At 40.2% G+C, this 18,041-nt stretch carries 18 protein-coding genes; 15 read left to right on the plus strand and 3 right to left on the minus strand.

Translation table 11 applies throughout. The annotated features are described in order from the left end of the window. Positions 1-293: 293 nt before the first annotated feature. The 8 genes from ACIQ0C_RS03425 (at position 294) to ACIQ0C_RS03460 (ending at position 9,105) form a co-directional block, all read left to right on the plus strand. The gene (locus ACIQ0C_RS03425; RefSeq protein ID WP_402840115.1) at positions 294-1,382 is read left to right on the plus strand and encodes a type III polyketide synthase; all 1,089 of its coding nucleotides are present in this window, start codon (positions 294-296) and stop codon (positions 1,380-1,382) included. Next, positions 1,382-1,912, plus strand: a complete 531-nt coding sequence (locus ACIQ0C_RS03430; RefSeq protein ID WP_403056850.1) for an isoprenylcysteine carboxyl methyltransferase family protein — start codon at positions 1,382-1,384, stop codon at positions 1,910-1,912. The genes ACIQ0C_RS03425 and ACIQ0C_RS03430 overlap by 1 nt, the downstream gene beginning before the upstream one ends. A gap of 142 nt (positions 1,913-2,054) precedes the next feature. After that, positions 2,055-2,219 (plus strand): hypothetical protein, encoded by a 165-nt coding sequence (locus tag ACIQ0C_RS03435; RefSeq protein WP_403056853.1) that lies wholly within the window; start codon positions 2,055-2,057, stop codon positions 2,217-2,219. A 190-nt stretch (positions 2,220-2,409) separates the two neighbouring features. Further along, the gene (locus ACIQ0C_RS03440; protein WP_403056856.1) at positions 2,410-6,123 is read left to right on the plus strand and encodes a dynamin family protein; all 3,714 of its coding nucleotides are present in this window, start codon (positions 2,410-2,412) and stop codon (positions 6,121-6,123) included. 15 nt (positions 6,124-6,138) lie between these two features. Next, positions 6,139-6,900 carry a nucleotidyltransferase domain-containing protein gene (locus ACIQ0C_RS03445; RefSeq protein WP_403056859.1) on the plus strand — a complete coding sequence of 254 codons (762 nt, stop codon included), beginning with the start codon at positions 6,139-6,141 and terminating at the stop codon, positions 6,898-6,900. 13 nt (positions 6,901-6,913) lie between these two features. Further along, positions 6,914-7,741, plus strand: a complete 828-nt coding sequence (locus ACIQ0C_RS03450; protein WP_403056862.1) for a sulfurtransferase — start codon at positions 6,914-6,916, stop codon at positions 7,739-7,741. Positions 7,742-7,826: 85 nt separating this feature from the next. Further along, the gene (locus ACIQ0C_RS03455) at positions 7,827-8,702 is read left to right on the plus strand and encodes a 5'-3' exonuclease (RefSeq protein WP_053535539.1); all 876 of its coding nucleotides are present in this window, start codon (positions 7,827-7,829) and stop codon (positions 8,700-8,702) included. Between the two features lie 121 nt (positions 8,703-8,823). Beyond that, positions 8,824-9,105 (plus strand): DUF6123 family protein, encoded by a 282-nt coding sequence (locus ACIQ0C_RS03460; protein ID WP_402840131.1) that lies wholly within the window; start codon positions 8,824-8,826, stop codon positions 9,103-9,105. A 44-nt stretch (positions 9,106-9,149) separates the two neighbouring features. Here ACIQ0C_RS03460 and ACIQ0C_RS03465 read toward each other — a convergent pair whose 3' ends face one another. Both ACIQ0C_RS03465 and ACIQ0C_RS03470 read right to left on the minus strand, forming a co-directional pair. Next, positions 9,150-10,058 (minus strand): DMT family transporter, encoded by a 909-nt coding sequence (locus tag ACIQ0C_RS03465; protein WP_403056865.1) that lies wholly within the window; start codon positions 10,056-10,058, stop codon positions 9,150-9,152. Then, positions 10,042-10,455: a reverse transcriptase-like protein gene (locus tag ACIQ0C_RS03470; protein ID WP_403056868.1), complete on the minus strand. Its 414-nt coding sequence runs from the start codon at positions 10,453-10,455 to the stop codon at positions 10,042-10,044. Before ACIQ0C_RS03470 ends, ACIQ0C_RS03465 begins: the two co-directional genes overlap by 17 nt. A gap of 208 nt (positions 10,456-10,663) precedes the next feature. Here ACIQ0C_RS03470 and ACIQ0C_RS03475 point away from each other — a divergent pair, with 208 nt between their 5' ends. The 3 genes from ACIQ0C_RS03475 (at position 10,664) to ACIQ0C_RS03485 (ending at position 12,585) form a co-directional block, all read left to right on the plus strand. Further along, complete coding sequence (locus tag ACIQ0C_RS03475; protein ID WP_403056871.1) at positions 10,664-11,335, plus strand: reverse transcriptase-like protein; 672 nt, start codon at positions 10,664-10,666, stop codon at positions 11,333-11,335. Positions 11,336-11,340: 5 nt separating this feature from the next. Then, on the plus strand, positions 11,341-11,526 hold the full coding sequence (locus ACIQ0C_RS03480) for a zinc-finger domain-containing protein (RefSeq protein ID WP_403056874.1): 186 nt from the start codon (positions 11,341-11,343) through the stop codon (positions 11,524-11,526). 84 nt (positions 11,527-11,610) lie between these two features. Continuing rightward, positions 11,611-12,585, plus strand: a complete 975-nt coding sequence (locus tag ACIQ0C_RS03485) for an HD-GYP domain-containing protein (protein WP_403056877.1) — start codon at positions 11,611-11,613, stop codon at positions 12,583-12,585. Positions 12,586-12,601: 16 nt separating this feature from the next. On the opposite strand, the gene ACIQ0C_RS03490 is transcribed toward ACIQ0C_RS03485, so the two are convergent. Then, on the minus strand, positions 12,602-13,066 hold the full coding sequence (locus ACIQ0C_RS03490) for an RrF2 family transcriptional regulator (RefSeq protein WP_403056880.1): 465 nt from the start codon (positions 13,064-13,066) through the stop codon (positions 12,602-12,604). A gap of 171 nt (positions 13,067-13,237) precedes the next feature. Between ACIQ0C_RS03490 and hmpA the strand changes: the two genes are divergently transcribed. The 4 genes from hmpA (at position 13,238) to ACIQ0C_RS03510 (ending at position 17,670) form a co-directional block, all read left to right on the plus strand. Beyond that, a complete protein-coding gene (hmpA, locus tag ACIQ0C_RS03495; RefSeq protein ID WP_403056883.1) occupies positions 13,238-14,446 on the plus strand; it encodes an NO-inducible flavohemoprotein in 1,209 nt (402 codons plus the stop codon). Between the two features lie 334 nt (positions 14,447-14,780). After that, a complete protein-coding gene (proB, locus tag ACIQ0C_RS03500; RefSeq protein WP_403056886.1) occupies positions 14,781-15,869 on the plus strand; it encodes a glutamate 5-kinase in 1,089 nt (362 codons plus the stop codon). A 38-nt stretch (positions 15,870-15,907) separates the two neighbouring features. Continuing rightward, positions 15,908-17,155, plus strand: coding sequence for a glutamate-5-semialdehyde dehydrogenase (locus ACIQ0C_RS03505; RefSeq protein WP_403056889.1), 1,248 nt, complete (start codon positions 15,908-15,910; stop codon positions 17,153-17,155). Between the two features lie 80 nt (positions 17,156-17,235). Next, positions 17,236-17,670, plus strand: coding sequence for a general stress protein (locus ACIQ0C_RS03510; RefSeq protein ID WP_403056892.1), 435 nt, complete (start codon positions 17,236-17,238; stop codon positions 17,668-17,670). Positions 17,671-18,041 lie beyond the last annotated feature (371 nt).

The following is an 18,041-nucleotide window of genomic DNA, read 5'->3' on the forward strand; positions in this document are numbered from 1 at the left end:
CAATCATTAAGTCCGTTATTCCTTTTTCTTTTGGACATTCAAAAGCCGTACCTCATAAGACAGCCTTTCGAACAGGAATCCATTAGCGTCATTATTGGCATGACAGGTGATATCCGTGGGAGATGTTCCTTCGCTTGTATGGTTATGTTCTCTTATAGGTTTTTTCACCCATTTTTTTAGAAAAAAAAGAAAAATATTATTAAATGCCTATAAATATAACCATTTAGCTATAAAGCATAATTGATATCCTGGTGGGTATATTAACCATATCATGAATAATTAGGGGTGGAATCATGCCGTATTTATTATCTGCATCACATGTAAAGCTCCCACATTTACTTTCACAGGAAAAAATCATGGAATTTTCGAGAGAAATATTTGGAGCATCATTTAAGAATATAGAACGGTTACTAAAGGCATTTAAGAATGGACAAGTGAAAAATCGATATTTTTCAAATGATCTCGATTGGTTTAAAGAGGATCATTCTTTTGCCGATCGGAATGATTTATATATACAGCAGGCAGTAAAGTTTGGGAAAGAAGCAATAGAAAAATGCTTAGCCAACACAGAATTTTTAAAAGAAGAACTGCAGGCAAACGAGCTAGATGCTTTCTTTTTTATCTCAAGCACGGGGATTGCCACCCCGACCATTGATGCCAGGATAATGAATGAACTTCCATTTAGCCCGCATGCTAAAAGGATTCCGATTTGGGGGCTTGGCTGTGCAGGGGGAGCGAGTGGCCTATCGCGTGCTTTTGAATATTGCAAAGCATACCCGAATGCGAAGGTCATTGTTTTAAGCGTGGAGTTATGCAGTCTGACATTTCAAAGGAATGATATCTCCAAAAGCAATTTAATTGGAACTTCCTTATTTTCCGACGGGGTAAGCTGTATTTTGGTTTGCGGTGATGAAGTGCCGAATGAACAGTTTTCAAAAAAAGTAAGACATTTGCAATTTTTGGATTCGCAATCGACGCTTATGCCGGATTCATTGGATGTAATGGGTTGGGATGTTAAAGATCAAGGGTTATACGTCATCTTTTCGAAAGATATCCCTACAATCATCAAGGATTGGCTTAAACCGAATGTCCAAGAGTTCCTAATGGAGAATGGTTTCGATCTAAACGATATAAAAGATTTCATCGCCCATCCTGGAGGCAAGAAAGTAATTGATGCTTATCACGAAGCCCTCGGGTTCGATGAAAGCATGACGGCAGAGTCAATGGGCGTATTGCGTGAATTTGGCAATATGTCCTCAGCAACTATTTTGTACGTTCTGGAGAGGTTCATGCAGCGGGGCGGGAATAAAGGTGAGGTAGGCCTGGCTGCTGCATTGGGGCCTGGGTTTTCATCTGAACTTGTGTTAATGAGGTGGAAGTGATGATCTTCGCCATTTTCATTATCTTGATCGCTATACAGCGCCTTGTTGAATTATATATCGCCAAACAAAATGAAATACAGCTGAAATCTGAAGGAGCAGTAGAATACGGTAAGTCCCATTACAGATGGATGGTTCTAATGCATCTTAGTTTTTTTATCGTTCTCATTATTGAAGTGGTCACGCTTGAAAGGGATATTTCTGGACTTTGGCCAATTTGGCTGACCCTTTTTCTAATTATGCAGTCAGGCAGGATTTGGGTAATCCGTTCATTGGGAAAACATTGGAATACAAAAATCATAGTGGTTCCTGATGCCGATGTAGTCATTAAAGGTCCTTATAAATTTTTTAGACATCCGAACTATATCATAGTGGCAACTGAGATTTTAGTTATTTCCTTACTATTCAATGCATATTATACTGCTATCATCTTTAGTTTATTGAATGTTTGGATGATGACGGTAAGAATCCCACTGGAGGAGAAGGCATTAAAGGAACATACGGAATATTCTACGGTTTTTAAGGGAAAATAATAAAAAAATTTAATTACTTATTGAAAATGATTATCGTTCGTGATAAGATTCTAAATGAAGATGAAAATTATTCTCATTCGGATTTCTATAATTTATTTTAAAACTAAAAGCTAAAAGCTAATCAATATATAAGAGGATGGTGTTGGTAATGGTTTGGGTATTCATTTTATTGACAATCGCTACATATGGTTTTGTGATGAAATATGTATTGGCTAATATTCAAAAACCGGCAAAGGCAGTAAAACCTTATACCGAGTCACCAATGGAAAACCGAGCTGCTTTTAACCCCGCCCCAACAACCAGGTAAAAATCCTGGTTTTTTTTTTGCATTCGAAGTCAATATGATCAAACTGCATGAATCCACCAATCGGTGGTTTTTTTTTGAACATGGCAAGTAATGATTCATATAGTAAAAATAAAGCTGACGGTATGAATAACAAACGAAATCGTTTACAATAAGAATATCAAAATGAAGATAGATTAAGGGGTATGGATTCATGATTCAAGAAACATTAAAGCAACAGTCCAAATTGGGGATTTTGACTGCCATGTATGAGAAATTTCAATCGGCAGGTGATACAGGCAATGCAGATAAAATGAAACAGTTAATCATGAAAGTGAATAAAGAGGAGTTCATCATTGCTTTTTGCGGGCATTTTTCCGCGGGGAAATCTAGTATGATCAACTTTCTCCTTGGTGATCAAGTTTTGCCTTCAAGTCCGATTCCAACTAGTGCAAATACGGTAAAAGTACAAAAAGGGGAAGACTATGCCAAAGTCTTTTACCATCATCAGCCACCAGTCTTATTTCCTGCACCTTATGATTTTAAAGAGGTCAAGAAATTTGCCAAGGATGGAGATTCAGTATCGGCAATAACGATAAGTTCCAATGATTTTTCACTGCCGGATTCATGTGCGATCATGGATACGCCAGGAATCGATTCGACAGACGATGCACATAGAGTTTCTACGGAATCCGCCTTGCATCTAGCTGATGTCGTCTTTTATGTCATGGACTACAATCACGTCCAATCAGAAGTGAACTTCCTATTCACGAAAGAATTGTTAGAGGCTGAAAAACCGACATACTTAATTATCAATATGATCGATAAGCATGATGAGAACGAGCTTGGCTTTCAAGACTTCAAGCTTTCTGTTTCTGAAGCATTTGCGAACTGGAATGTATATCCTGATGGTATTTTTTATACATCCGTAAGAGACTTGAACAATAGCGAAAATGAAATAGAAGTGGTCAAGCAATTCATATATGAAATGGCGGGCAAAGGTTTGAATGATGGGAAAGATGCCATCATGCAATCGGCTAATGCCCTTGTCGAAAGGCATCTTAATTGGCTGAAGGAGCAGTATGAAGAGGAACATGCCGATGATTTTGAAGTATTATCAGAACTTCCTCATGAAGAAAGAATACACCTGACGAATCAGGTGGACAGCCTATTGAAAGAAAAAAAATCATTAACTGGACGCATAGGGGAAATCAAGGTCCAATATGCTGATGCATTAGAAACCATCTTGAAAGGTGCATACATCATGCCCGCGGCTACACGGGACCTAGGTAAATCTTTCTTGGAATCGGCTCAGCCAGACTTTAAAATGGGTCTATTATTTGCGAAGAAAAAAACGGATGCCGAACGTGAGGCACGCATCAAGGCGTTCTTGAGCGATCTGCAAGAAAAGGTAAAAACCCAGCTTGAATGGCATCTTAAAGAACTGGCGGTTAAAACGCTTAATCAAGCGGAAATCCATGATTCAACGCTTGAAAGTAAGGCTCAGGCACTTCAGATCGAGGTAACGGAATCTTACATAAAAAACTCTTTGAAGCCTCAAGTCGATATTACGGGTGAATACGTTTTAAACTATACGAATGATTTGGCATCAGCCATCAAAAAGAAAGCACGTGATGTATCTGAAGGATTTTTGAATGATATGGTTACCGTTATGGATGGAATAGTGGAACAGCAGTCTATATCCATCGATAAGGAACTTGAAGGTTTTTCTGAATTTGCGGAAGCTCTTAAAGTTACTGCTGCAATGAACGCGGAAATCCAGTACCAAACGGAACGTTTAGAGGCCATCGCCCATCAAACTGAATCATTAGTCGATGAGCGCGATATCGATATGCTGTTAACGCAATGGAATGAAGAGGAAAAAAATATTACAGTCAAAATCATGAAAACCGATAAAGAAAGTAATTCAAGGTCTGTCAATGAACAACCTGAAACGGATCATGTTAAAGAAATCAAGGAAACTGCACCTACCGTGACCGTTTCTTCATCTGATGCTACTGATTTACGCGGAAAAGAAAAGCTGATGGAAACTGCAACGAGTCTAAAACAGGCGGCCAAGCTGATCCAACCTCTGAGAGGGTTTCAATCACTTTATAAAGAATTGAAAGAGAAGGCAAATCGCTTGGAACAACAGACATTCACGGTTGCCCTCTTCGGTGCATTCAGTGCGGGAAAATCTTCCTTTGCCAATGCGTTGATGGGAGAAAGCGTCCTTCCTGTATCACCAAATCCGACAACTGCCGCAATCAACAAAATCATGTCTTCGGACGCTGAGCATCCACATGGAACGGCAACCGTCAAATTAAAGACGGAAGCGATGCTGTTGGAAGATGTAAGCCTGGCGTTGGCAGCTTTTGATAAATCGGCCAAGACTCTAGATGAAGCTCTTCAACTAGCAGGGCAAATCATTGCGAAGGCGGGGGAAGTTGATAAGGGTAAAACGCATTTATCGTTTCTTAGGGCATTTCATCAAGGGCTTCCCGAGTACCAGAATGATTTAGGAAATGTGGTTACGGTAGACCTTGAAGGATTTAAACGTTTTGCTGCAGAAGAGTCCAAGTCATGTCTTGTTGATCTGATTGAATTGCGTTATGACTGTGAAATGACAAAGCAGGGGATGGTCCTTGTTGACACTCCTGGGGCCGATTCGATAAATGCACGACATACAGGAGCTGCTTTCGAATATATTAAGAATTCGGACGCCATCCTATTTGTGACCTATTATAATCACCCATTTTCACGGGCAGACAGGGAGTTCCTGATACAGCTTGGACGTGTGAAAGATTCTTTCGCTATGGATAAGATGTTTTTCATCGTCAATGCCGTCGACCTGGCACAAACGACTGACGAATTGGACGAAGTGATGGATTATGTCACAGATCAATTGAATGGATTCGGAATCCGTTTTCCAAAACTGTTCCCGCTTACGAGTAAAGGGGCGTTGATGGAAAAACAAACGCCTGGTTCGTTTAAGCATTCATTCCTTCCAAATAGCGGAATCATGGAATTCCAAGGCCAATTCGATTCTTTCATAGAAAACGATTTAACTGGACTTGCAATTGAATCGGCTCAAGCGGCTGTAAAAAGAACCGAAGAACTGCTAAGAGATGTAATTACAGCTTCCAGGCAGGATGAAAAAGCGAAACGAAATGCCCTGGAGACCCTTTCCCATGAGTCACAGGCCATTTCGGAACTCCTTTCAGTCATTAAAGGGGATGCCGAAAAGCAACGGTTGAAAAAAGAGATAGACGAATTGACTTTCTATAGTAAACAACGGGTCTTCTTCCGGTTTAATGATTTCTTCAAAGAATCGTTCAATCCAGCTGTTTTAAAAGATGATGGAGGCGATCTGAAAATCGTCCTCAAGCAATCGATGAAGAACTTATTGGATGCGTTAGGCTTTGACCTTGCCCAGGAAATGCGGGCAACGGCTTTAAGGACGGAAATGTTCGTAAATAAATTACTGAATGAGAAACAGGGCAGTTTGCTTCAGCAAATGCAAAAAATAAGAAGAACCCTTTCATTACAGCCATATGAACCCAATGAGAGGGAGTCCCTCGAATTTACAGGAGCTTTTGCCCAATTGGATACGGGGGAATTCAAAAAGGAATTGGCATTATTTAAGAATCCAAAATCTTTTTTTGAAAAAAATGAAAAAGCGAAAATGAGCGAAGGGCTTCAGAAGCGTTTGGATGAACCTGCCCTTTTATATGTAAAAGAACAGGGAGAGAGGATTTTCGAAATGTATAATGATGTCCTCAATCAAGAGTTACTCGCAATTCAAAAAGAATTTAAGACGGAAGTATCGGATATCTTTGCAGGTTTACGTGCAGCATTGGAGGAAACGGTTGATTTGCCGTATTATGAAAATGCTGTAGCGGAATTGGCTAAAATGCATTCGAAATAGAAACGGGGTTCATTCATGAAAGAAAACCTTATTTCCCGATTGAGATACCTGGAAAAGAAAGAGGATATAACCATATTGATGGCTGCTGTTACTGGCAGCCATTCTTTTGGTTTATCATCGGTCCAATCGGATTACGATGTTCGGTTTATATATGTTCATAATGATAAGCGATCATACCTGAGCTTGAGTCTGCCAGTTGAAGTCATTCAAGTGAAAGAAGGCCGATTTGACATGGAAGGCTGGGATCTATTTAAATCATCCCGTCTTACCTTAAAGAGTAATCCTGCTCTATTTGAATTGTTTCAGTCGCCTATCAAGTTGATAACCCATCCTGATTATTATAGGAAGATGAAAGGTTTGATAGTGGATTGCTATTCCAAAAAGGCACTGGGGCACCATTACCATCGGATGATGGGCGACAATCTTCAACAATTGACAAAAACAATGGATTCGGAAAGAAAAGAGCTAAAAATATGGATACAAGTGTACCGTTCGTATTTAATACTGGAATATATCTTCCAACGGGGTTCGCTGCCACCATTATCGGTATGGGAATTACTTGATTTGGTTTCAATTGATCAAGGAATGAAAAACAGGATGACCCGGATATTTAAAGCAAAACAAATGGAAGAATGTATAAGCAACAATGAAAGTGAAAATAATCTTTCGCTAATAGAAGGGAAATCACTTTCCATAAAGAATGAGATAACTAGGCTACATCAAGGCAAGAACATGGAAATGGAGCTTAATGAATTAATTTGGGCCATTTTGGAATAGGGGGTTATTCAGAATGAGTTTCATAATCGAAAAAGAAGAACTGCTGCCGTTGTTGAATTCTAGAGATATCCGAATTTGTGACTGCCGCTTTCAGCTAGGTTTTCCTGATGCAGGGTATAATGAATACCAAAAAGACCATATTTCAGGCGCTGTTTATTTCGACCTTGAAAAGGACTTATCGGGTCAGGTTCAAGAACATGGCGGAAGACATCCTCTTCCTGACCTGAAAACCTTTAAAGATAAACTGGAATCAAATGGAATCAATAATGATACGGTACTTATTGCTTATGATGGTGGGGAAGGTTCTTTTGCTTCCAGGTTTGTCTGGTTGCTCAGCTACCTTGGGCATCAGAAAGTATTTGTTCTAAACGGGGGATATCGCGCCTGGAGGGATGCGGGCTATCCGATTGACTCGAATCAAATGAATTATATGCCAACAGAATATCATATCGATTTAAATGAGTCCGTTTTTGCATCTTTTCGAACAGTGAAGGATTACACTATGAATAGACCTGAGGATATCGTATTAATGGATTCAAGGGAATCTAAGCGCTACGAGGGAATCGAGGAGCCAATTGATAAAAAAGCCGGCCATATACCTGGTGCAGTAAATAAGGTGTGGACGAACGTTTTGGAAAATGGCTATTTTAAAAAGAAGGAAGATCTTCAGTCGAATTTCACGGGTATCGGTAAAGATAAGGAAATCATTGTGTACTGTGGTTCAGGTGTAACGGCTTCACCCAATTATATCGCCTTGAAAGAAGCGGGCTTTAAAGATGTGAAGATTTATATTGGCAGTTTCAGTGACTGGATCTCGTATGATGATAATCCAATTGAATAATATTATTTCCAATTAAACGATCCTTAAAAAAGGGGACAGTTATGTTAAAATGGAAGTACATCATGATAGAGGTGATAATGTGTTAATGAAAGAAAATGAGCAGCATCCTTCCTTTATGCTTGTCGATGGGATGGCGCTTTTATTTAGAGCTTTTTATGCAACGGCCGTTACTGGTCAATTCATGATTAACTCCAAAGGCATCCCGACCAATGCCGTTCAGGGTTTTTTGAAGCATATGCTGACGGCGGTGAATCACTTTTCACCCAGTCATGTAGCGGTGTGTTGGGATATGGGCAGCAAGACTTTCAGAAATGAATTATTTGATGGATACAAGGCGAATCGATCAGAAGCTCCAGTCGAAATGATCCCTCAATTCGACTTAGCGAAAAAAGCGGTTGAAGCATTCGATATCCCTAACATAGGGCTCTCTGGATATGAGGCGGATGACTGTATCGGGACAATTGCCAAGGCATCTGCACAGCATAGCCGAGTGGGTATATTGACTGGCGATCAAGATATGCTTCAGTTAATAGATGAAAACATTTCCGTATTATTGTTAAAAAAAGGGTATGGTAACTATGAGGTGCATAATCCCGATAGCTTTTTTGAATGGAAAGGGATCACGCCAAGGCAAATGATCGATTTAAAAGCTTTAATGGGTGATACAGCTGATAACTATCCCGGAGTTAAAGGAATCGGGGAGAAGACAGCATTGAAATTATTGATACAGTATCAAAGTATCGAAGGCATTCTTGAAAATGTTGCTTCATTGACGAATGGGCAACGGGCTAAAATTGAATCCGCCGTCGATATGCTTCATTTATCCAGAAAGCTAGCAGAAATAAAATGTGATGTACCAATTTCATGTCCTTTGGACGATGCCGTCTATCAGTATGACCGCGAGAAGGTCAAAAATCTGGCTAGAGATCATGAATTCAGGACTTTACTGCGAATGATTTAATCAAACAAGCGGAGCTCCCAAATGGGAGCTCCTTTATTTTGCACGGTGAGTTTTTTGTCGAAAAATGGATAGTCAAAATCTTTGATATACGGTAAGATAAAAATAAGGCAAGAAGTATGGAGTGGATGCAGAAGTGGCGAAATCAACTGAAGAGTATGTTAGTTTTTTAGAGGGTAAGGGGTTCACTTTTGGTAATGACGCGATTGGTTTTATTTATTTTGGTAAGCGCTACACGGATGCAAGTGATGTTTTAGTCAATGCAGCAATAGAATTGACTTTGAAGGTACAAAAGAATTTTGATGGCAGTTTTTATATCTCCTTTTTGGAAAACTTAAAACAAAATGGCATTGAAACGCGTAGTGCTGCGGTATCGTTTGCAAAAGAACAGGGGCTGCTTAAATAAATCGGACTTCATAACTGGAAGTCCGATTTATTTTATTGGCCTTTTCAAGAAAACTCCTGTGTCACCGGTTTCTTTTTCTTAACAGGCAGTTCTGCAAATATCATTCCCAAAAAAATGAATGCGCAGCCGATGATGGAAGCGGAAGTCAATTTTTCCCCTATCAATATGTATGAGGATAACGCAGCAAAAACCGGTTCCATTGAAAAGATAAGCGCCACTCTTGTAGGTGTCGTATAGGCTTGGAAGAAGGTTTGTGCGAAAAAGGCGAACGCCGTGGCAAGGGCTGCCGTAACCAATAAAGCAGTCCATACATCCTTCTGTAACATAACCTCCGAGCTGAAGATGACGGAATGATTCTCTTTGAAAATGAAGGCTGAAACAAATGATAATAGAGATACGGTGGAAACCTGAATCAGCGTCAGCGGTAAAGCGGGAAGGGTCTTGGCATATTTAGCGGTAGTAATGATTTGCATGGCAAAACTGATTGCACATAAAAATACCAGTAAATCACCGATATTCAAATTGGAGCGGTCAGCGAAAGTCATTAAATAAAGCCCGATGGTTGCGGCTGCGACACCTATTATTGTATTGCGGGAAAGCCTATGTTTTAATAGCAACAGGGAAAAAACAGGTACCATGACAACACTTAATCCTGTTATAAAGCCTGTCTTCGCAGGCGTTGTATAATTCAATCCGATCGTTTGAAGCCCATATCCCAGAAAAAGCCAAACCCCAATATGAAACCCGGCTATAATAAGGCCCTTATTCCAGTTTTCCCCCTTTTTGTGTAGAGTCGATATATAAGGGATGAGCAAGAATACGAACGCCATGAAGAAACGGACGGCATTAAAAGTGAAGGGGTCAAGAAAAGATAGCGCATTTTGGACCATGACAAAAGTTACGCCCCAGATGAATACAACGAATAATAATGAAAAATCAGCTGTCTTCTTCATGAATTTCCTCAGCCTTATTCAATCGAATGGCCCGTCGCGCCAACTCATCCGCGGACTTATTTTCGATATTTGGAATCCATTTCATGAAAAATAAATCAAGTTCGTCGGAAAGCTTTAACGCCCGTTCCAGCAAAAGGGCATACTTATTTTTTGCAAATCTTTTTTCAATGGCCTGGTTGATGGCTTGGGAGTCAGTACGAAAAGAAACGATTTGATACTTATTGGCAACACAAATCTCCAATGCTTTGATTAAGGCATGGAACTCCGCTTCATGGTTTTCCATATTGCCAAGCGGAAAGGAATGCCTCTCGACCACACCGTTATTATTTATGAAAACACCTGCGCCGCTCGGACCGGGATTGCCCGCACTGGCACCATCAATATACACTTCGATCAAGATGTGCTCCTCCTCGAGTTTAACTATTAAAATGTTCGATATATAAAATTAAGATTGAAACATGAGAATTTCAGGCTGATATGGGAACTATAATTAAAAAGAGTGATTCAAATGCTTACAATATATTATAAAGGGTATGACGAAAAAAAGGTATGAAAATTGTAAGCTGTTCAGTATGGATCGTGAATGGATAAGGAGCTGGAAATCGTTGAAGGTAATTATGCAATGGACATATCATGCTTCAAAAAAACCATCTGCCGATTTCGTTTCGGATTGGCTTGATGCCGGGACTGCACTGGTCATTACGGAAGATCTTGAAAAGGCAGGAAAGCTGAAAGAAGTGGAATTCAAGGATGAATTCGATACAACATGGACCAAGAAGGAGCTAAAGAAACTCCTGACGGAAGTTGAAGAAGAACCGCAGGATGTGACGGTTTTTTTTGATGGAGGTTTTCAAAAAGATGAAAAGGTGGCAGGAATTGGTGTTGCGATTTATTTTCGTCAAGGAAAGAAGTTCTGGCGGTTGCGCACCAATGTGAAATTGGAGCAATTCGAATCCAATAATGAAGCTGAATATGCGGCCTTTCATGAAGCGGTCAGGCAGATGGAGGATCTTGGAATCCACCATCAAAGCTGTGTCTTTAAAGGGGATTCTCTCGTTGTCTTAAATCAACTCTCCGGTGAATGGCCCTGTATGGAAGAAAACTTAAATAAATGGCTGGACCGCATTGAAGCGAAACTGGATAAATTAAAGATCATTCCTGTCTGCAAGCCGATTTCTCGAAAGGAAAACCAGGAAGCCGATCGCCTGGCCACACTTGCACTGCAGGGAAAAGCCATTTTCAGCAAAATAGAAATTGCTGGGTCAAAGGAGCCATAACAACAATGAACAGGAAAAAAATATATGAAGAAGTGGAAGATGTCCTCATTTCATTTTGCCAAGATTGTTTTTTAAGAAAGCATTTTCGAAAAGAGAAGGGGCGTACATATGCCCATCAGTTCTGTATTTCAGAATGTACGGTTGGTGAAAAATTAAAACAGCTGGGCAATGAACTTAGGGACCGATCTTAAGTGCCCAAAAGTTGGTTTCATTAAGATACAAGCTAATGAAGGATATGGTATTATAGGTAAAAAATAGAGAAAAGTGTGAGAGCAATGAAAACTAGAAGAGGGAAGCTAAATAATGCCAAACCGCCTATTACCATACCTGAAATTGATTTTATAATGGAAGAATTGAAAAAAGGTTCATCTCCTTTAACGGTAGATCATGCACAACCTAACGTAAAGATTCATGAAAGAATCAACGAAGCTTCTCTTCAAATGAAAAACATCTTTCAAGAAATACGTAAAGAAGGAAAAATACAGCTTGAAAAGTTTGAATTGATTAAAGCAAAAGTTGCACCAGTCATTGCAGAAGCTGCAATGAATCCTGATATTTATTACCTTTTCGATGGGGTGCAAGCAAATAACGAGTACACGTATAGGCATAATATCGGTGTCGGGATCATTGCCACTTATCTGGGGATGAAGCTTGGATTATCTAAAGAAAACCTTTCAGCCCTGACATTGGCAGCCATACTGCATGACGTGGGTAAAACAAGGATTTCGGAGAGTATATTGGAAAAACCGGGAAAACTGACTGAGGCAGAATATGAAGAAATGAAACGCCATGTCATTTATGGGTATGAATTACTTAAAAATATCCCTGGAATCCCCCCATCGATTGCATTAACAGCCCTCCAGCACCATGAACGGGAAGATGGGCAAGGCTATCCACTTGGACTGGGTGCGAATGAAATCCATCATCATGCGAAAATCGTCGCTATAGCCGACGTATTCCATGCGATGTCTTCAAATCGTGTATATCATCAGGCCATGCCGTTTTATAAGGTCATTGAGCAAATGAACAGTGATATGTTCAGTAAATTCAATCCAGAAATCCTGCTGGTGTTGGTTAGCCGATTAATGTCCACTTTGGTCGGAAAAGAAGTCATGCTTACCAATGGACAATTTGGGACGATCATCATGATCAATCCCTACAATCCCCTTAAGGTTTTATTGAAAACCAGTACAGAGATCATAGATTTGCGAATGGAAAAAGAATGGCAGATCAAACGAATCATCGGTTAATGGAAAAAGAGCCCGATTATAATAAATCGGGCTCTTCGTCATTCTGCTTTACCGAATCGAAATAGGTTTTGAGCATCACTTTATTTTCGCTGAAGTCTGCAATCGTATATTGATCAAGGACCTTTAGAAAAGCATCCAAGGCATTGTTAAGGACAAATTTCAATGAACAAACGGGAGAAATCACACAGTTATCGTGATCTTTAAAACATTCCACTAAGTAAAAATCCTCTTCGGTTCGCCGCACCAATTCCCCTACATTTATTTCAGCGGGTGATTTTGCAAGCCGAAAACCGCCATTTCTTCCACGAATCGTCTCAATATAGCCTAATTTTCCAAGATTATGAACAATCTTCATCAAATGATTTTTAGACAGTTGATAGACTTCAGAAATCTCTTTAATATTTGATAATTTGCTTTGGTCGTGGGAAGCCAGGTAAATCAACACTCTAAGTGAGTAATCGGAATAACTCGTCAACCTCATGTTTATCGCCTCACATTCTATCCCCATTTGACTATATCATAAATGTGAACATTTTATAAACATGAAAACTTATTATTTGAAAAAGATGTATAAAAAATATTGCTTTTAACGCATTTAAGTTCTAATATAAACATGTATTTAAAATACTTGTTTATGAAAAGGGGTTTACCTATGCTATCCCAGAAAACTATCGATGTTATCAAATCAACCGTACCTGTATTAGAAGTGCATGGTACAACTATCACAACTGTATTCTATAAAAATCTTTTCGAAGCACATCCTGAATTATTAAATGTTTTTAATCATGCCAATCAAAAAAAGGGGCGCCAGCAAACTGCACTTGCCAACACGGTTTTGGCAGCAGCTAAATATATAGATCAACTTGAAACGATAATACCTGTCGTGAAGCAAATAGCACAAAAACATAGAAGTCTTGCAGTTAAAGCCGAACATTATCCCATTGTTGGAGAATATCTATTAGGTGCAATCAAGGAAGTGTTACAAGATTCGGCTACAGAAGAAATCCTTCAAGCCTGGGGAGAGGCATATGGAGTCATTGCGGATGTTTTCATTAGCATCGAAAAAGAAATGTACGACGAAGCTTCCAGTCAGGCCGGTGGATGGTCTGATTTCAAACGATTCACAGTGGTGGAAAAAGTACGGGAAAGTGACGTAATCACATCCTTTTATTTAAAGCCATCAGATGGAGATAAGGTTCCGGCATTTCTACCAGGACAATATATTACTGTTCGGATCGAGATACCGGGTGAACGCTATTTATTCAACCGTCAGTATAGTTTGTCTGATGTTCCAGGAAAAGATTATTTCCGGATTTCCGTTAAAAAAGAAAAGCCGGGAACCTCTCCTGATGGAAGGGTCTCTAACTACTTGCATGAATCCATTCAGATGGGTGACAGTATTGAGGTAACGGCTCCTGCAGGTGATTTCACCTTCGATTTGGAAAAACGAACACCGGCAGTATTCTTGAGCGGAGGCGTTGGCATAACGCCTTTCATGAGCATGGTCCATGCGGTAGCTGAACAAACACCTGAGCGTGATGTACAATTCATTCATGCGACCGATAATGGCAATTTACAGCCGTTCAGAATGGAACTGACAGAACTAGCCCACAAGCTTACCAACTATCAATTATCCTTTGTCTTTAAAAATCCGAGTGAGGATGACAAGAAGCTGCTGAATTTTGAAAAGGAAGGGTATATTGATAAGGAATTATTGAGCAGTTTTATTAAACCTGAAGCTGATTATTATGTGTGTGGGCCTGTTCCTTTCATGAAGGCGGTCATCACTTACCTGAAAGAATTGGGGATAGATGCGGATAAAATTCATTATGAGTTCTTCGGCCCGGCAATTGCGTTATAAGGTTCATTCATCGCAGGAATGTTATTGACATTAAGCAGATAATTTTGCATACTATATTAAAACAATGAACGTTGAGAGAAGATTAGTATGCGAGAATCACTGTGACAGAGAGCGGCGTCAATTGCTGGAAGACCCGCGACAGGAAAGCGCAGAACCTGCTTCTTGAGTCCTATGCAAAACATAGGCGCAAATCCTGGCGTTATCAGGCAAAGTGGAATGCATGAACTTGCATTCAATGAAGGTGGTACCACGGAGAGCAGCCCTTTTCGTCCTTATTTCGAGGATGAAAAGGGCTTTTTTTCATGTCTTAGATATTTATTGGAGGAAGTAATCGATGGAAAAGAAACGCATCGTTGTAAAGATAGGAAGTAGTTCTTTGACCAACACACAAGGTGAAATCGACCAAAACAAATTTTCCGATCATATCCAGGCAGTGGCAGCATTAAGGAAAGCGGGACATGAAGTTGTCCTTGTTTCATCAGGTGCGGTAGCGACAGGTTTTCGCAAGCTCGGCTACCCTACGAGACCTGTCACTCTCAAAGGAAAACAAGCTGCTGCAGCGGTAGGGCAAAGCCTATTGATTCAATCATATATGGAACAATTAGGTAATTTTGGAATCGTTCCGGCGCAGATTTTATTAACAAGGAAAGATTTCTCGAAAAAAGATAGATATAAAAATGCATATGCGACATTGATGGAATTGCTTGAACGCGGCATCCTTCCGATTATAAATGAAAATGATACAGTATCGGTCGAGGAGTTGACTTTTGGTGATAATGATATGCTATCCGCCTTAGTAAGCGGGTTGGTCCACGCGACGAACTTGATTATATTAACGGACATTAATGGGCTCTATGATTCCAATCCACAGACAAATCCGGGGGCGAAACGATTTGATGAATTATCCGAAGTAACGGCGGATTTATTGCAAATGGCAGAAGGTGCAGGATCTAATGTCGGAACCGGGGGGATGAAATCGAAGCTGATTGCAGCACAAACTGCATTGTCTCTAGGGGTGAAAGTATTCATCGGATCTGGTTTGGGGAGTGATAAACTTTTAACGATCCTTGAAGGCAATGGTGATGGCACGTATATAGGGAATGAAGACATGACGACGGTAACGAAAAACAAACAATGGATATCCCTTCATTCACAAGTTTCCGGAAAAATTTTCGTTGATGAAGGTGCCGAAAGGGCTCTGGTTTCAAATGGCAGCAGTCTGTTGCCAGCCGGGATTTATGAAATTAAAGGAGCATTCAATAAGGGGGATGTTGTCGAAGTCTTTGGTGCAAATGGATTATTAGGGAGGGGTGAGGTCCTTTATTCCGACGAAGAATTAAAACAGGCAATGGGAAAGAGGACATCCGAGCTTGTGATCACTTCCATAGAAGTGATCCATCGTGATAAATGGGTGAAAGCATAAAAAATCAATTTTCATGAAAGATAAGGGGGCATTTAGAAATGAGTGAAGTGACGGCGAAAGGAAAGGAAGCCAAAAAAGCCAGTTATCAGCTAATCGGATTGAGTACGGAAAAGAAGAATGAGGCACTTGAAAAAATTGCTAAGCAACTTATCATCGATAAAGATTTTTTGATAAAGGAAAACCAAAAGGATCTGGAAGAAGGCAGGAAAAAAGGCTTCAGTGAGTCTACATTAGATCGAATTATGTTGAATGGTAACCGTATTGATGACATGGCAGCGGCCATTATGCTTCTAATCGAATTAAATGATCCAATTGGGGAACAATTGGAGACGATCGAAAAAGAAAATGGTTTATTGATTAAAAAGTTACGGGTGCCGATCGGGGTAATCGGGATGATTTATGAAGCAAGGCCGAATGTGACCATCGATGCAGCTACATTATCCTTGAAAACGGGGAATGCCGTCCTATTAAGAGGCAGCTCGTCAGCCAAAAACTCCAATATCGCACTAGTCTCTTCCATTCATAAGGCATTAGAGAATACGGAAATTCCTGTAGAAGCTGTTCAGTTGATCGAGGATACGAATCGTGAAACCGCTAAGGAACTTTTTCATCTTAATGACTATTTAGATGTCCTGATTCCGCGCGGCGGAAAGAATTTAATTGAAACGGTCATTAAGGAGTCCACTGTTCCCGTCCTTGAAACAGGTGCAGGCAATTGCCATATCTTCATCGATCAGACTGCAGATATCACGATGGTCGAGAAAATTGTCCTAAACGGTAAAACTCAGCGTCCATCCGTATGCAATGCTATCGAAGGGCTTCTGATTCATGAAAAATGGTTTGAAGAAAATGGAGTGCGCATTTTGGAACTCCTTGATGAAAAGGGTATTGAAGTATATGGAGATGAAGCGGTTTGCAGCGCCTTTCCGAGAGCGAAAACGGCTACGGAGGAAGATTGGTCAACTGAGTACCTCGCTTTAAAAATCAGCGTGAAAACTGTAAAAGGCGTATTCGATGCGATTGAACATATTAACCGCTACGGTACAAAGCATTCTGAAGCAATCCTAACGAGGGATGAACAAAATGCTTCCGCATTTTTGAATAAAGTGGATGCCGCAGCAGTTTATCACAATGCTTCCACCCGTTTTACCGACGGCTTTGAATTCGGTTATGGCGCAGAAATCGGCATTTCCACACAAAAGCTGCATGCGCGTGGACCAATGGGTTTACCTGCATTAACATCAAGCAAGTACTTCATTTATGGCCAGGGGCAAATCCGGGAATGAAATTCATTTCTTTCATGGTAGGTTATTAAAACTCAATTAAGGGTATTGTATAATACATTACTTTTAAAGGAGCAGATACCATGGACAAGAGGTTTATAGCAATATATGAAACTGAAAATGAAGCGACTTCAGCAGTCGAAAATTTAAAGGAACAAGGATATACATCCGATCAAATATCAGTAGTGGCAAAAAACATTGATAAATTACCAAATGAAGCCGAGGAAGTCAGCCCGGCAAAGACTGATGGATTAGTAGCTGGGGCAGCAGCCGGCGGAGCTGTCGGATTGACAGGCCTGCTTATTGGAATGAGTGCATTGGCCGCACCAGGAATAGGTCCGATATTGGCAGCAGGACCGATTTTCACCACTTTTGGGGGAGCAGCAGCCGGAGCAGCATCGGGAGCAGGCGGATTGAGAAAGCCATTATTGGACATTGGACTGGAGGAAGCCGAAGTCGATCAATATGTGGAGGATATTAAGGCAGGGAAAATCCTTGTCATCGCCGATCCTTTTTAAGTTCGTCAGTAAAGCCACTTGAATGAACAGATTTACGAAGTTTGACAACTGAGCTCAAGCCCGCAAATACTCAACATTATTATTTATTGAAAAACCCCGTTCAGGATTTCTTGGACGGGGTTAATATGTTTGTAGACTAATTTTATTGTCAGTAACTATAAAATCAAAAGGAATTCTACATTTGTATGAAGAATAAAAGGAATATAGTCCTGTTAGCGTGAGAGGAAGGGGAATTATGGAAAATGAAGTAGATGACACTGCCACTTTAAGAAATTAATGAGGATTTTATTCATGATGACCTTTCACCTTAAGAATCATTATACTGATGTTAATGTGAAAAATCGTATTCTAGCGATGAAAAGTAAGTTTTA

The sequence above is a fragment of the Peribacillus sp. NPDC096448 genome, assembly GCF_044762675.1.
GTDB classification, from domain to species: Bacteria; Bacillota; Bacilli; order Bacillales; family DSM-1321; genus Peribacillus; species Peribacillus frigoritolerans_B.

What these genes read in the sequence shown, in the direction of transcription:
- ACIQ0C_RS03425 (WP_402840115.1), top strand. Translation starts at nt 294, where the DNA reads ATGCCGTATTTATTATCTGCATCACATGTAAAGCTCCCACATTTACTT.
- ACIQ0C_RS03430 (WP_403056850.1), top strand. Translation starts at nt 1,382, where the DNA reads ATGATCTTCGCCATTTTCATTATCTTGATCGCTATACAGCGCCTTGTT.
- ACIQ0C_RS03440 (WP_403056856.1), top strand. Translation starts at nt 2,410, where the DNA reads ATGATTCAAGAAACATTAAAGCAACAGTCCAAATTGGGGATTTTGACT.
- ACIQ0C_RS03445 (WP_403056859.1), top strand. Translation starts at nt 6,139, where the DNA reads ATGAAAGAAAACCTTATTTCCCGATTGAGATACCTGGAAAAGAAAGAG.
- ACIQ0C_RS03450 (WP_403056862.1), top strand. Translation starts at nt 6,914, where the DNA reads ATGAGTTTCATAATCGAAAAAGAAGAACTGCTGCCGTTGTTGAATTCT.
- ACIQ0C_RS03455 (WP_053535539.1), top strand. Translation starts at nt 7,827, where the DNA reads ATGAAAGAAAATGAGCAGCATCCTTCCTTTATGCTTGTCGATGGGATG.
- ACIQ0C_RS03465 (WP_403056865.1), bottom strand. Translation starts at nt 10,058, where the DNA reads ATGAAGAAGACAGCTGATTTTTCATTATTATTCGTTGTATTCATCTGG.
- ACIQ0C_RS03480 (WP_403056874.1), top strand. Translation starts at nt 11,341, where the DNA reads ATGAACAGGAAAAAAATATATGAAGAAGTGGAAGATGTCCTCATTTCA.
- ACIQ0C_RS03485 (WP_403056877.1), top strand. Translation starts at nt 11,611, where the DNA reads ATGAAAACTAGAAGAGGGAAGCTAAATAATGCCAAACCGCCTATTACC.
- ACIQ0C_RS03490 (WP_403056880.1), bottom strand. Translation starts at nt 13,066, where the DNA reads ATGAGGTTGACGAGTTATTCCGATTACTCACTTAGAGTGTTGATTTAC.
- hmpA (WP_403056883.1), top strand. Translation starts at nt 13,238, where the DNA reads ATGCTATCCCAGAAAACTATCGATGTTATCAAATCAACCGTACCTGTA.
- proB (WP_403056886.1), top strand. Translation starts at nt 14,781, where the DNA reads ATGGAAAAGAAACGCATCGTTGTAAAGATAGGAAGTAGTTCTTTGACC.
- ACIQ0C_RS03505 (WP_403056889.1), top strand. Translation starts at nt 15,908, where the DNA reads ATGAGTGAAGTGACGGCGAAAGGAAAGGAAGCCAAAAAAGCCAGTTAT.
- ACIQ0C_RS03510 (WP_403056892.1), top strand. Translation starts at nt 17,236, where the DNA reads ATGGACAAGAGGTTTATAGCAATATATGAAACTGAAAATGAAGCGACT.